Below are 12,788 nucleotides of genomic sequence, written 5' to 3' on the forward strand. Positions count from 1 at the left end.
GCTAATCAGACCACGAATTATGTTACGGATTCCTATAGATGTCAAGGGAATCGGAAAATAAAAAAATTTGAGCTTACAATTTGGTCTCAAATTTTAGGGTAAACACTAAAACATCTGACATCAATAAGCCTCTACAGTATTTACGACAGCAGTCAAGATGATGTGTGAAAAAAAATGAGTTGGTACCCCTGCCTGACGCGCACCGGGTGTCTGAATTTCAATAATAGGATCAATCTTCCCCCGTGTCCCGGCCTTACCTAAGGGCGTCACCGGAAAGAGGGAAAGGGAACAAGTTATGGCAGCAGATAAGAAGTCAAAGGATAAGGCACCTGTCCGCGCGGTTCGCATCGAAGAGGAACAGGAGCGTCAGAAGGCTTTGAACGCAGCCCTTGCTCAGATTGAAAAGCAGTTCGGCAAGGGTTCCATCATGAAGATGGACGACACGAGCGTCGCGCAGGATATCAGCGTCGTGTCGACCGGCTCTCTTGGCCTGGATATCGCGCTGGGCGTCGGCGGTCTGCCGCGTGGCCGTGTGATCGAAGTCTACGGCCCTGAATCATCCGGCAAGACGACCCTTACGCTGCAGGTTGTGGCTGAGATGCAGAAGATCGGCGGAACCTGCGCGTTTATTGATGCGGAACACGCGCTTGATCCGCAGTACGCCGAAAAGATCGGCGTTGATCTGAAGAAGCTTCTGATTTCCCAGCCGGATAACGGTGAGCAGGCACTCGATATCTGCGATGCGCTGGTCCGATCCGGAGCGGTTGACCTGATTGTGGTTGACTCGGTTGCTGCCCTGACGCCTAAGGCTGAAATCGAAGGCGAAATGGGCGATGCGCTTCCCGGTCTCCAGGCCCGTCTGATGAGCCAGGCGCTCCGCAAGCTTACGGCCTCAATCAACCGTACGCAGTGCATGGTGATCTTCATTAACCAGATCCGTATGAAGATCGGTGTTTCCTACGGCAACCCGGAAGTGACGACGGGCGGCAACGCGCTGAAGTTCTACAGCTCAGTGCGTCTCGATATCCGCCGTGCCGGCTCCATCAAGAAGGGGGACGACATCATCGGTGCCGAAACCCGCGTGAAGGTTGTGAAGAACAAGGTCGCGCCTCCGTTCCGTCAGGCCATCTTCGATATTTACTACGGCGAAGGCATTTCCCGCGAGAGCGAGATTCTGACGCTGGGTTCTGACCTTGATATCGTTGATAAGGCCGGTGCCTGGTACAGCTACAACGGCGAGAAGATCGGACAGGGCAAGGATAAGGCGAGTGAATACCTGAAGGAACATCCGGAAGTGGCGCTCGAGATTGAAAACAAGATCCGGGCGATCAAGGGGGTGAACCGTGTTGGGGAAGGCACGGTGAAACCCGCGTCCCCTGCCAAGGCTCCTGCGGCGGCTGCGGATAAGCCCGCGGCGAAAGCTTCTTCCGATGAAGTGCCGGAGGAAGAGACCCGTGTGGATGATCTGGATGAGGAAGAAGATTTCTCTCCGGATGAGCTGCTCTGAAAGTGATGGAGCAGAATCCTGAAGAGATGGGAGCCGGCCGCCGGGCCGGTTCCTGCAAAGAAAAGCCGTCCCTTCTCGCAAGAGCGGTTTCCTATCTCTCCCGCCGTGAGTATTCAAGACGGGAGCTTGGGGAAAAGCTTCGTCGTCTGGGCTCTGAGGATGAATCCAAGGTGGACGAGGTGCTCGACTACCTTGAAGAGAAGGGATATCTCTCAAACGAACGTTTCGCTGAGCAGTTCCTGCGCGCCAAAGCCTCCCGCTACGGTCAGTCGCGGCTCCGCATGGAGCTCAGACAGAGGGGGCTGAGCGGGGAGGAAATCGATCGGGCGATCGAGGGACTCGGCGGCAGTGAGGAAGACCGCGCCTGGAGTGTCTGGGAGAAGCGGTTTTCTTCGTATCCGGAGGATCAGAAGGAAAAAGCGAAACAGATTCGTTTTCTGATGTCCCGGGGTTTTTCGTATGCAGTTGTATCACGGGTACTGCAAAGAGCCCGTCAGAACATATAAGATAACTGATTGGTAGAAATCAACTTTAAGAGGATGAAGTGCTAGCTTGGATAATTGACGTATTTACAAACATGCATTGGGGAGCGGTCGGTCAGATCATCATGATCGACATCCTGCTCGGCGGCGACAACGCGGTGGTGATCGCTCTTGCGTGCCGCAATCTGCCGAAGGATCAGCGATCCAAGGGTGTTTTCTGGGGTACGGCTGGCGCCATCATTCTGCGCGTGATCCTGATCACCTTCGCTGTGCTTCTGCTGAATCTCCCCTTCCTTAAGGTGGTGGGCGGCTGCCTCCTGCTCTGGATCGGCTACAAGCTGATTCTCCCGGATGACGATAACGAGGAAGAGCATATCAAGGGGAATACGAAGCTCTTCAGCGCGATCAAGACGATTATTGTTGCTGACATGGTGATGTCGATTGATAACGTGATCGCCATTGCCGGCGCGGCCCAGCAGGCACACGAAGCGCATCAGACAATGCTCGTGATCTTCGGTCTGCTCGTCTCAGTTCCGTTCATTGTCGGCGGCAGCCAGATCATCATGAAGATCCTCGATAAGTTCCCGGTGATTGTGCTGTTCGGCGGCGCGATGCTCGGATGGATCGCGGGCGGTCTCTTTACGTCTGACTCGTTCGTGGTGAACCATGTTCCCAGCGTGGAAAGCTGGAAGCTGGTCGCTGAGGTAATCTGCGCCCTGATCGTGCTTCTTGCCGGTCTCTATACCCGGAAGAAGATCGCGGCCAAAAAAGCCGCATCCGATTCCTGATACAGACTGAAGACGTCAAAAGAGCCCCTCGGGGCTCTTTTTTTGTGACTGACAGGAGGAGGTTACCGGGCCTGACCGTTGCTGAGGCCTTCAATAAACCCGCCTCCGAGGCAGACTTCTCCGTCATAGAGCACAGCGCTCTGACCGGGGGTAACGGCCCACTGCGGATCATCAAACTTCACAGCGAACTGTTTCCCGTCAACCGAGGCCAGTGTGGCCGGGCAGTCCGCCTGGCGGTAACGGGTTTTGACCCCGAGCTTTGAGCCTGCTTCAGGTGCGTGACCGGAAATCCAGGAAGGGGAATCCGCGAACAGATGGTCTCCGAGGAGCCACGGGTGGTCGTGCCCCTGCACGACCCAGAGCGTATTTGTGCGGATGTCCTTTTTGGCAACAAACCAGGGCTTTTCTTCGGAATTGCGGCATCCGCCGATACCGATCCCCTTTCTCTGGCCGATCGTATAGAACGCGAGACCGATGTGCTTTCCGATCACACGGCCTTCTGGCGTGCCGTCAGGCGTGCGGATTTCACCTTCTTTCGTCGGCAGATAGCGTTCAAGAAACTCCCGGAAGGGACGTTCACCAATAAAGCAGATGCCAGTAGAGTCTTTCTTCTCGGCGACCGGAAGCCCGATCTTTTTTGCGATGGCGCGGACTTCAGTCTTCATCATGCCGCCGACCGGGAAAATCGCGCGGCTTACCTGCTCCTGAGAGAGGCGGTGCAGGAAGTAACTCTGATCCTTCCCGGGATCTGATCCCTTCAGCAGCTGCACCGTACCGTCATCAAGGCGGCGGGTTCTCGCATAGTGACCGGTCGCAATCCAGTCCGCGCCCATATTGACCGCGTGATCAAGGAACGCCCGGAATTTGATTTCCGAATTACAGAGCACATCCGGGTTCGGTGTACGGCCAGCTTCGTATTCGCGAAGGAAAATGGAGAAAACCCGTTCCTTATATTCCTTCGCGAAATTCACGGCCTGGAGATCGATTCCGATCAGATCGGCGACGCTTGAGGCATCGATGAGATCCTGGCGGCTCGTGCAGTACTCGCCGTTATCGTCATCCTCCCAGTTCTTCATAAAGAGGCCGACCACGTCGTACCCCTGCTCTTTCAGCAGCCAGGCGCTGACCGCGGAGTCCACGCCGCCCGACATTCCTACAACGACTTTTTCCATAACCCGATCTGACGGATGCATGCATCCAGTGATTTTCAATTAGAGCTCATAATAAAGTTTTTTCAATTCCCGCATGACGGTTGCGGCCCGCAGAGGCCCGCGCATCATGCGGACAGAGTGACAAAGGGGAGGTTTGGCCATGACGCTGAGAGTAAAGAGAATCCGTGATTTCTGCGGGCGGCTGGGAATTGAAGTGCCGCTGCTTTCAGCGCCGATGACTGGCGTTACGACGCCGGAACTGGTGGCCGCCGTGAGTAACGCCGGAGGTCTTGGAATTCTGGCGGCGGATCTGATGAGCCCGGAGGAAATTGCTGCGGCTGCCGAGCAGACGAAGCGTCTCACGGACCGCCCATTTGGCATCAACCTTCGTATTCCTCCCCGTGACCGCGGTTCGCTGGAACAGGCGGAGAAGGTGGCGTACGCCCTTTCTGATCTGAGAAAAGAACTGGGTCTCGAGGAAAAAGTTGATTTCAGCCGTTTCAGCGAACCTGAGTTTGAGTCTCAGCTGGATGCGGTTCTCGAAACCGGAGTGCCAGTCGTCAGCTGTACTTTCGGTGGTTTCCGCGAGGTTTACGGAGAAAAACTTCATCAGGCCGGGGTCTATATCCTGGGAGCCGCCACGACGCTTCGCGAAGCCAAGGTGCAGCGCGCGGCAGACAGCGACGCAGTGATTCTGCAGGGTGTTGAGGCGGGTGGACCGAGGCTCTACTTTGAGAGTGATCCCGAGGAGGCCTCCGTGGGGCTTTCCGTCCTGCTTTCTGAGGCAGCCCGGGCTCTGAAGCTGCCGCTTATTGCCTCAGGCGGTATCGGTTCCGCGTTCTCTGTCAAAGGTGCCATGATGGCCGGAGCATCCGCCGTGATGGTGGGCTCCGCGCTGGCCTGCTCGCCCGAAGCCGGGGCTCCGAAACTGATGCGCGACGCGATGATCGCGGCGAGCGACACGGCCACCTGTCTCACGGACCTCTTCTCCGGCCGTCTCGAACGCGTGATGAAGAACGGTCTTATCGAGGCTCTCAGCCGGGCAGGAGTCCGTTCTGCCGGTTATCCGTACCAGCGTTACATCATGCAGGATATGATGGAAGCAGCCGTCAGGGCCGGACGTCAGGATCTGCTCCGTATGCCGCTCGGACAGGCGGCCAACGCATTCTCCTGCCGCAGCGCGGCAGAAACCCTCTCCGAGATCCGGACTGCGCTTCTCGAAGTGATCGAACTCATGGATAAAGAAGGAAAGTAAGAATGGCTCAGGAAAAGTTTCTGCTGAATGGCGAATTCATCAAGCTTGACGCGCTCCTTAAGGCGACGGGACTCGCGCCGAGCGGCGGCATCGCGAAGGAGATGATTCAGGCGGGTGACGTGACCGTGAACGGAGAAAAAGAAACCCGCCGGGGAGCAAAGCTCCGGGGCGGGGAGGTGGTATCTGTTCAGGGAAGCGGCCGCGAGATTCTCGTCGAAGCCGCGGCGTCCTGATTCACAGGCGTTCAGCGGATATTCCGCAGTTCCCGGCGGAGGATCTTTCCGACCGGGGATTTGGGAAGCGCGTCCGTGAAGACAATCTTTCTCGGACGCTTATAGCCTGTCAGCCGTTCGCGGCACCAGTCGCGGACTTCCTGCACCGTGAGAGAAGGATCCTTCTTTACGATCACGGCCTTGATCGTTTCATCTGACGACTTGGACCTTTCACCGATCACGCCGACCTCGAGCACCTTCGGGTTCGACGCAATCACGCTTTCCACCTCATTTGGGTAGACGTTGTAGCCCGAGACAATGATCAGATCCTTTTTGCGGTCTGTGATCGTGACCTTGCCTTCCGCGTCCATCCAGCCAATATCGCCCGTGCGAAGCCAGTCGCCGTTCATGACTTTGGCGGTTTCATCCGGACGGTTCCAGTAACCGGCCATCACCTGAGGACCTCTCACACAGATTTCTCCTGTGTGGGCTTCAATCTGGGAAGGATCAGCGCAGCGCCCGAGATCCTCAAAGTCATCGCTCCGGATAGAGATCTCTGTCGACGGCAGCGGATACCCCACGGAGCCATCCCAGGGGGTGTCAGGGAGATTGCCGCAGATGCCGGGAGATGCTTCCGTGAGACCATACGCTTCGAGAATGGTGTGCCCCGTGATCTTTTCCCATTTCTCGGCGACTGGCTTCTGCACCTGGCTGCCGCCGCCGACCGTCATCTTGAGCCCTGAGAAGTCGAGTTTCGAGAAACGCTCGCTGTTCGTAAGGGCATTGAAGAGCGAATTGACAGCCGGGAAAGCAGAGGGCTTCCACTTCTCAAACTCATCAATGACGTGATTGATGTCGCGGGGATCCGCAATCAGGACCTGGCGCGCAGCACGTTTCAGGAAGCAGAGCGTCGCGGTGAAGGAGAAGATGTGATAGAGCGGGAGCACGGTCAGCGCGGTTTCCTTCCCGACCACGAAGGTCTGGGAAATCCACGTGCCGGTCTGCTCGACGTTCGCGAGCACATTCCGGTGAGTCAGCATGGCGCCCTTCGCGACGCCGGTCGTCCCGCCGGTGTACTGAAGAAGCGCGACATCCGTGTTCTTAAGCGGCAGGGGACGGAAACCGGAGGAGTGTCCCTGGGAGAGTGCGTCGCGGAAACGCACGAGATGCGGCACACTGAAGGGCGTGATCAGTTTTTTCACGTACTTCACCGCGAAATTCACAAGCGTCCGCTTGAAGAACGGGAAGAGATCCGCAATACCGGTGGAAATCACCGTTTCAACGGCGGTGCCGGAAATGGCTTCTTCGAGCGTTTTGCCGAAAGTTTCGGCGATGATCACCACCTTCGCGCCGCTGTCCGCAAGCTGATTATGAAGCTCGCGGGCGGTGTAGAGCGGATTCACATTGACCGCGATGCAGCCAGCCTTCAGTACGCCGAAAAGAGAAACGGGATACTGCAGGATATTCGGCATCATGATGGCGACGCGGTCGCCGGGTTTCAATGAGCCGAGCGACTGAAGATAGCCCGCGAGGTCAGAGGAAATGTCATTCACCTGACGATAGGTGAGCGGCTGCTCCATGCTGATGAAAGCCGGGTAGTCGGCATAGTCCTTTGCCACCCGTTCAAGAAGGCCAGGGATGCTGGGGCAGAAGTCCGGATCGATCTTTGCAGGAACACCCTTCGCATAATGAGAAATCCACGGAAATTCTGGCATTTTTAAGTCCTTCTGTTATGACTGGGAGGCTCTCTTTCGTAAGAGACGGGGAGGAGGAGAGTCGGAGCGGGCTAAGGCCTGTTTTCAGGCCAGTGTCAGGCAGTGACGGGCATAGGCCTCAACATCATCCCAGTTCGTAAAATCATTGACGGAATGCTTATCGGTCGGGCCTTTCGTCATCATCATGATGAGACGGATCAGGAATCCGTCCACGGGGCCGCAGTTCGGGTAGTCAACCTTGCCGGCGAAGCATTTCATCTCGTGCGGCTTCCACGGATTGTTTTCCATGAATTTGCGCGCGTAAACGTTGCCTGCTACTGTCGCCTTTTCCGGATTACGGGCGATAGCCGTGATGTTGAACATGCTGTTTGGCTTGGCGTCAAGCTTCGCCTTGTTCTTGTTCACGAAGTTGACGAACTGCTTATTGAATTCGCCGTATCGGATGGCGCAGCCGAGGAGAATGATGTCGTAGCTATCGAGGTCGACGCCTTCGCGTTCGGCCTCCATCACGTGCATCATGGTCGCCTTGTGCCCCTCTGCTTCAATGACTTCGCAGATCCGGCGCGAGATGCGGGCGGTGCGTCCGTCATGGCTCCAGTAGATAATCAGCACATTTTTCATGCGTAACTCCAGGCCCCGCGGTTCGGGATACGAACAGCGGCAGCGCAGCAACTATATAAAAGGGTAGAAGAGCCGGGCCGGGAGAAACGAGGCCGGAAATCGTGGTTAATACGGATTTACGCGCGGGTTTCAGAGAACGGCCAGTAAGAAAAAGCGGCACTCAAAACCTCTATTTTAAAAAAGGTTCATCTTTTCTGCCGCACAAATTTTTGGTCGTCCGTGAGGCTCTCTTATAATTCGCATCAATACAGGACTTCTCCGCCAGGCGACCTCACATGGCCATTATTTCCGCGCTTTTCTTTGCTGCTGCCCTGATCGGGCTTTTCCTTCCAGGCTATACGCACGAAGTGCTTGGTCTCTGTTTTCTCGCGGCCGTCATTCTGCATAATGCCGGAAGCCTTGGTTTTTACCGTGATCTTGCCGCGGGGAAGCTGGAAGGGAAGCGGAAAAAAGATGCCGCTGTGATTCTCGCGATCGCGGCCGCCGTGATACTCCTCATTCTTTCTGGCTGTGTGATCTTCCTCAATTACTTTATGGGAGCTTCAGTCCTGCCGTCTTTCGACTGGATGACTCTTCATATTGCGGCAGCCATCGTTTCATTCCTCCTCATGCTGCTTCATATGAAGCAGGAGTGGAGCTGAGAGGAAAAAAGAACGGGGCGGATAATTCCGCCCCGTTTTCCTATCAGGCCGCGTTCTTCGCACGCCGGGCTCTGACGGCCGCGGCGAGTTCATCAAGCAGCGGCACGGTGTCCTCCCAGCTGAGACAGGCATCCGTGACGGACTGGCCGTACACAAGCTCCTTCCCCGGGACAATATCCTGGCGGCCCTCCACCAGGTTGCTCTCAATCATGACCCCCATGATGTTCGCGCTGCCGCCCGACACCTGGCGGGCGATATCCCCTACGACGCTGATCTGGTTGCGGCAGATCTTGCGGCTGTTCGAGTGGCTCGCGTCAATCATCAGATACGGCAGATGATGGGCTTTGACGAGGGCTTCAGAGGCCGCACGGACGCTGTCGGCATCGTAATTCGGTTCTTTGCCGCCGCGGAGAATCAGATGGCAGTCGTCGTTGCCGGTGGTTGAGACGATAGCCGAGATGCCGCCCTTCGTGACAGAGAGGAAGCAGTGAGGGTGAGCCGCAGCGCCGATCGCGTCGATCGCGATCTTGGTATTGCCGTCCGTGCCGTTCTTGAACCCGATCGGGCAGGAAAGGCCGGAGGCAAGTTCGCGGTGCACCTGGCTCTCTGTTGTCCGGGCCCCGATGGCGCCCCAGCTCACGAGGTCCGCGATGTACTGCGGGGTGATCATATCGAGATACTCAACCGCGGTCGGAAGCCCCATTTCCGTGATATCGAGAATCAGGCTGCGGGCAATTCTGAGGCCGTGGTTGATGCGGTAGGATCCGTCAAGATCCGGGTCATTGATGAGCCCCTTCCAGCCAACCGTGGTGCGGGGCTTTTCGAAGTAGACGCGCATCAGGATCTCAAGGTCAGGAGCAAGACGCTTCCGGACTTCGACAAGGCGTGAGGCGTATTCACGCGCCGCCTTCGGATCGTGGATTGAGCAGGGACCGACGATCACGAGCATCCGGTCATCTTTTACATGAATGATGCTGTGACCGGCATTGCGCGCGAGCTGCACTGTGGCTGAGGCCTTGTCAGTACAGGGGAACTCGTGGATCAGATGCGCGGGCGGCGCAAGCTCCCGTATTTCCTTGATCCGAAGATCGTCGGTCATGTAGCGCTCGAATTCTTGATTCATTTTTCACCTCAGCAGTTTGAATGGGGATGGGGACCGACGTACAAAAAAACCGCCGGACCCAATGTCCTGGCGGTTTGGAGATCGTTCGAGAGTGCAGATGAAACTAAGCGCACGAAACAACTCTTTCCGCCAGACAGGGGAAAAAGTTGAACGTAAAGTAGAAACGGGCGCGGTAGTTCATTGACATTCCAAACAAAAGAGGATTGCTGCACACTTCTGAATAGCAACCTTCAGATACTCTACACCCGCGGCAGGATGATGGCAAAAAACGTATCTGAAGGCGGCAGAAGGACTTTTACATATTGCGGGCACGGCGGTCACGGACAGACCGCGCGAGCTGATCGAGCAGCGGTACGGTGTCTTCCCAGCTGATGCAGGCATCCGTCACTGACTGACCGTAGGTGAGCGGCTGCCCCGGCACGATATCCTGACGGCCTTCGACCAGATTGCTTTCGATCATCACGCCCATGATGTTCGGGGAACCCTCAGAAATCTGCTCCGCAATGTCGCCCACGACATTAATCTGGTTGCGGCAGATCTTGTGGCTGTTCGAGTGGCTTGCGTCAATCATGAGGAAGGGATCGTGACCGGCCTTGACGAGACCTTCAGAGGCCGCTTTGACACTTGCTGCGTCATAGTTCGGGGTCTTGCCGCCTCGGAGGATCAGGTGGCAGTCGTCGTTTCCGGTGGTGGAAACGATGGCGGAGATACCGGCCTTTGTTACGCCAAGGAAGCAGTGCGGATGGTTCGCGGCGCCGATCGCGTCCGTTGCGATCTTGATATTGCCATCCGTCCCATTCTTGAAACCGATCGGGCAGGACAGACCGGAGGCGAGTTCGCGGTGCACCTGGCTCTCGGTCGTCCGGGCACCGATGGCGCCCCAGCTCACGAAGTCCGCGATGTACTGCGGGGAAATCATATCGAGGAACTCAACGCCGATCGGAAGTCCCATCTCTGTGATGTCAGAGATCAGCCCTCGGGCCACGCGGAGGCCGTGATTGATGCGGAAGGAGCCATCCAGATCCGGATCGTTGATAAGACCCTTCCAGCCGACCGTGGTGCGGGGTTTTTCGAAGTAGACACGCATGATGATTTCAAGGTCACCCGCGAGACGGCGGCGTTCGGCGACGAGCCGCTCTGCGTACTCTCGGGCAGCCTTCGGATCGTGGATCGAGCAGGGCCCGACAATAACGAGAAGACGGTCATCTTCGCCGTGAATAATCCGATGGGCTGCTGTCCGGGCCCGCTGCACCGTGGCTGAGGCGAGATCCGTACAAGGGAACTCGTGAATCAGATGTGTAGGGGGAGTCAGTTCCCGTATTGCCTTGATTCGAAGGTCATCCGTCATGTAGCGCTCAAATTCCTGATGCATGCTGTTATCCGTTTATCGTGATGGGTTGATTAAGAGGGGTTGGTGTTCAGGTACAAAAAAACCGCCGGATTCCGGCGGTTTTTTCTTGCGTTCTTGATCAGTGCTTGAAAACGTCAGGCGCACCAAAGAACTCTTTCCGCCGGGAGACGAAAAAAGCCGTAATAGTAGTAAGCGCCGTAAACGTGATTCAGCATTTGATCTGGAGTCGCATTAAAAGTGTGACAGTGTTCAGAGAACTCTACTCCTAACCGGCTGATAAAAGCAATTCCGCTTTTTTCAGCCGACGGGATATCAGTTCATGAAGAAGATCACGGTGAGGTGATAAAACACCGGAGCCGCGAAGGTGAGGGGGGCCATGCGTTCCAGAATCCCTCGCGTGATGTAGAGATTGTCGACGGAGTTGTAGCGGGCGCCGAGACTCTTTTTCACGGACGAGATAACGAGGTCGCCCATGATGCCTGACACGATGATGGCGAGTGTCATGAGCCCGGCCTGCCAGAGACGGAACGGCGTAAGCCAGTAAAGCGCAAGACCACAAAGCAGCGTGATGAAGCTGCCGACAAAAACCCCCTTCGATGTCTTGTTCGGGTTTGACATGAGAGGTTTGCCGCCGAGGATCGAACTCATCAGCACTGCGAAGAGGTCACCGAAGAAGATCATCATGAGGAAGTAGACGAGCATCAGCGGACCGCTGGAAGCGAACCGGTTGAAGTCGAGAAGCGAAATAGCTGGCGCATGGCTCACGCAGAAGATGGAAAGCATGATGCCCCACTGTACCTTGGCAACACGCTCCAGATAGCGGTCAGTGTCATGTGTGGCCGCCATCACGACCGGGAGCAGCAGGAAAAGATAGACCGGAATAAACAGCGTGAAGAACCAGTACTGCTCGAAAGCGATCAGGAGGTACTGAAGCGGAATCGCTACATAGAAAGCAATCACGAGGGCCCAGTGATCGGTGTAATGGGTCGGCGTGAGTGCAATGAATTCTCTCAGGACAAAGAATGAGAGAAAAGCAAAAACAACCAGAAGCGCCCCCTGCCCCAGCCAGAACGCGACAGCAAAAATACCGATCAGCCACCAGGCGGACCTAACCCGCGAGTTAACAAGGCGGATCCGCTGCTGCTGCTGGGTTGTGGTCGCGCGGGATGAGGCCCACTGACCGTATCCGGTCGCAACTGCGGCGAGCAGGATCAGGACAGATAGGATGAGGAGATAAGCCTCTTCAAGATGAAAACCTAAGCGCATCATCGTGAATTCCTCCTAGGACTCAGCCAGCTGGATAACGGCATTGCGGGCGCGGTTGAGGAAGTCCTCTTTGCTGTCATCCGGTGAGTGAGGAAGCGGGGCGCCGAAACGGACCGAGCAGATTGTCGGGATCGGGATCAGGGTGCCTTTCGGCATGGAGCGATGCAGGTTCTCAATGTAGACAGGAATCAGCTCAACGTCCGGGAACTCGCGCATCAGACGCCAAAGTCCGCTCTTGAAGGGAGAGGGCAGCGGCTGAGGGCGGCGGGTTCCTTCCGGGAAGATGATGAGAGACGAGCCTTCGCGAAGTGCCTGAATCAGAGGATCGAGAGGATTGGCGTGTGCCGTATGGTGCCGGTCGATCAGCACAACCTTCAGTTCCTTGATGGCGATGCGGCGGCGCAGAGCGCCCTTTTCCCAGTAGTCCTTGGCGGCGACCGGGCGGGTTTTCGCGCGGAGCTCGGCCGGCAGGGACGACCAGATCACAATCGCGTCCATGTGGCTCGAGTGGTTGGCGAAATAAATGCGCTGTGTACGTGACGGTGCGCAGCCCTGCCACTGCGGGTACGCACCTACCAGCAGTCTCGTAAGCAGGGTGAGCAGGGTTACAACCTGAAAAGACTCAAACATAACGGTCACTGAATAATCGTAGATAGCCCATTATCTCACTAAGCAG

At 56.4% G+C, this 12,788-nt stretch carries 13 protein-coding genes; 6 read left to right on the forward strand and 7 right to left on the reverse strand.

Annotated elements, in window-relative coordinates; all coding sequences use genetic code 11:
* The first annotated feature begins 295 nt into the window (after positions 1-295).
* The 3 genes from recA to BN1936_RS03200 are packed head-to-tail and all read left to right on the forward strand — an operon-like array spanning position 296 to position 2,777.
* Positions 296-1,507 (forward strand): recombinase RecA, encoded by a 1,212-nt coding sequence (gene recA / locus BN1936_RS03190; protein ID WP_082164437.1) that lies wholly within the window; start codon positions 296-298, stop codon positions 1,505-1,507.
* A gap of 5 nt (positions 1,508-1,512) precedes the next feature.
* Complete coding sequence (recX, locus tag BN1936_RS03195; protein ID WP_022442839.1) at positions 1,513-2,013, forward strand: recombination regulator RecX; 501 nt, start codon at positions 1,513-1,515, stop codon at positions 2,011-2,013.
* 50 nt (positions 2,014-2,063) lie between these two features.
* Positions 2,064-2,777 carry a TerC family protein gene (locus tag BN1936_RS03200; RefSeq protein WP_049686690.1) on the forward strand — a complete coding sequence of 238 codons (714 nt, stop codon included), beginning with the start codon at positions 2,064-2,066 and terminating at the stop codon, positions 2,775-2,777.
* A 62-nt stretch (positions 2,778-2,839) separates the two neighbouring features.
* On the opposite strand, the gene mnmA is transcribed toward BN1936_RS03200, so the two are convergent.
* Entirely contained in the window at positions 2,840-3,949 is a 1,110-nt protein-coding gene (gene mnmA, locus BN1936_RS03205; protein ID WP_049686616.1) for a tRNA 2-thiouridine(34) synthase MnmA, read from the reverse strand.
* A gap of 139 nt (positions 3,950-4,088) precedes the next feature.
* Here mnmA and BN1936_RS03210 point away from each other — a divergent pair, with 139 nt between their 5' ends.
* Positions 4,089-5,183 carry an NAD(P)H-dependent flavin oxidoreductase gene (locus tag BN1936_RS03210; RefSeq protein ID WP_049686617.1) on the forward strand — a complete coding sequence of 365 codons (1,095 nt, stop codon included), beginning with the start codon at positions 4,089-4,091 and terminating at the stop codon, positions 5,181-5,183.
* A 2-nt stretch (positions 5,184-5,185) separates the two neighbouring features.
* Positions 5,186-5,416, forward strand: a complete 231-nt coding sequence (locus BN1936_RS03215; RefSeq protein ID WP_022442835.1) for an RNA-binding S4 domain-containing protein — start codon at positions 5,186-5,188, stop codon at positions 5,414-5,416.
* A gap of 11 nt (positions 5,417-5,427) precedes the next feature.
* Here the strand turns inward: BN1936_RS03215 and BN1936_RS03220 are convergent, their stop codons facing one another.
* Together BN1936_RS03220 and hemG are read right to left on the reverse strand one after the other, a co-directional pair.
* Positions 5,428-7,110: an AMP-binding protein gene (locus BN1936_RS03220; RefSeq protein WP_049686618.1), complete on the reverse strand. Its 1,683-nt coding sequence runs from the start codon at positions 7,108-7,110 to the stop codon at positions 5,428-5,430.
* 84 nt (positions 7,111-7,194) lie between these two features.
* On the reverse strand, positions 7,195-7,731 hold the full coding sequence (hemG, locus tag BN1936_RS03225; RefSeq protein ID WP_022442833.1) for a menaquinone-dependent protoporphyrinogen IX dehydrogenase: 537 nt from the start codon (positions 7,729-7,731) through the stop codon (positions 7,195-7,197).
* A gap of 275 nt (positions 7,732-8,006) precedes the next feature.
* Here hemG and BN1936_RS03230 point away from each other — a divergent pair, with 275 nt between their 5' ends.
* Entirely contained in the window at positions 8,007-8,372 is a 366-nt protein-coding gene (locus BN1936_RS03230) for a hypothetical protein (RefSeq protein WP_022442832.1), read from the forward strand.
* Between the two features lie 43 nt (positions 8,373-8,415).
* On the opposite strand, the gene aroG (BN1936_RS03235) is transcribed toward BN1936_RS03230, so the two are convergent.
* From aroG (BN1936_RS03235) to BN1936_RS03250, 4 genes are all read right to left on the reverse strand, one after another.
* Complete coding sequence (gene aroG / locus BN1936_RS03235) at positions 8,416-9,495, reverse strand: 3-deoxy-7-phosphoheptulonate synthase AroG (protein WP_022442831.1); 1,080 nt, start codon at positions 9,493-9,495, stop codon at positions 8,416-8,418.
* A 295-nt stretch (positions 9,496-9,790) separates the two neighbouring features.
* On the reverse strand, positions 9,791-10,867 hold the full coding sequence (gene aroG / locus BN1936_RS03240) for a 3-deoxy-7-phosphoheptulonate synthase AroG (RefSeq protein ID WP_049686619.1): 1,077 nt from the start codon (positions 10,865-10,867) through the stop codon (positions 9,791-9,793).
* A gap of 291 nt (positions 10,868-11,158) precedes the next feature.
* A complete protein-coding gene (locus BN1936_RS03245) occupies positions 11,159-12,115 on the reverse strand; it encodes a phosphatidate cytidylyltransferase (protein WP_022443265.1) in 957 nt (318 codons plus the stop codon).
* A gap of 12 nt (positions 12,116-12,127) precedes the next feature.
* Complete coding sequence (locus BN1936_RS03250; RefSeq protein WP_022443264.1) at positions 12,128-12,742, reverse strand: lysophospholipid acyltransferase family protein; 615 nt, start codon at positions 12,740-12,742, stop codon at positions 12,128-12,130.
* Positions 12,743-12,788 lie beyond the last annotated feature (46 nt).

It is taken from the genome of Dakarella massiliensis (genome assembly GCF_001182045.1).
Lineage (GTDB): Bacteria > Pseudomonadota > Gammaproteobacteria > Burkholderiales > Burkholderiaceae_F > Mesosutterella > Mesosutterella massiliensis.

Excerpts from the sequence above, each read along its gene's own strand:
- recA (WP_082164437.1), top strand. The coding sequence starts at position 296 with ATGGCAGCAGATAAGAAGTCAAAGGATAAGGCACCTGTCCGCGCGGTT.
- recX (WP_022442839.1), top strand. The coding sequence starts at position 1,513 with ATGGAGCAGAATCCTGAAGAGATGGGAGCCGGCCGCCGGGCCGGTTCC.
- mnmA (WP_049686616.1), bottom strand. The coding sequence starts at position 3,949 with ATGGAAAAAGTCGTTGTAGGAATGTCGGGCGGCGTGGACTCCGCGGTC.
- BN1936_RS03210 (WP_049686617.1), top strand. The coding sequence starts at position 4,089 with ATGACGCTGAGAGTAAAGAGAATCCGTGATTTCTGCGGGCGGCTGGGA.
- BN1936_RS03215 (WP_022442835.1), top strand. The coding sequence starts at position 5,186 with ATGGCTCAGGAAAAGTTTCTGCTGAATGGCGAATTCATCAAGCTTGAC.
- BN1936_RS03220 (WP_049686618.1), bottom strand. The coding sequence starts at position 7,110 with ATGCCAGAATTTCCGTGGATTTCTCATTATGCGAAGGGTGTTCCTGCA.
- hemG (WP_022442833.1), bottom strand. The coding sequence starts at position 7,731 with ATGAAAAATGTGCTGATTATCTACTGGAGCCATGACGGACGCACCGCC.
- BN1936_RS03230 (WP_022442832.1), top strand. The coding sequence starts at position 8,007 with ATGGCCATTATTTCCGCGCTTTTCTTTGCTGCTGCCCTGATCGGGCTT.
- aroG (WP_022442831.1), bottom strand. The coding sequence starts at position 9,495 with ATGAATCAAGAATTCGAGCGCTACATGACCGACGATCTTCGGATCAAG.
- aroG (WP_049686619.1), bottom strand. The coding sequence starts at position 10,867 with ATGCATCAGGAATTTGAGCGCTACATGACGGATGACCTTCGAATCAAG.
- BN1936_RS03245 (WP_022443265.1), bottom strand. The coding sequence starts at position 12,115 with ATGATGCGCTTAGGTTTTCATCTTGAAGAGGCTTATCTCCTCATCCTA.
- BN1936_RS03250 (WP_022443264.1), bottom strand. The coding sequence starts at position 12,742 with ATGTTTGAGTCTTTTCAGGTTGTAACCCTGCTCACCCTGCTTACGAGA.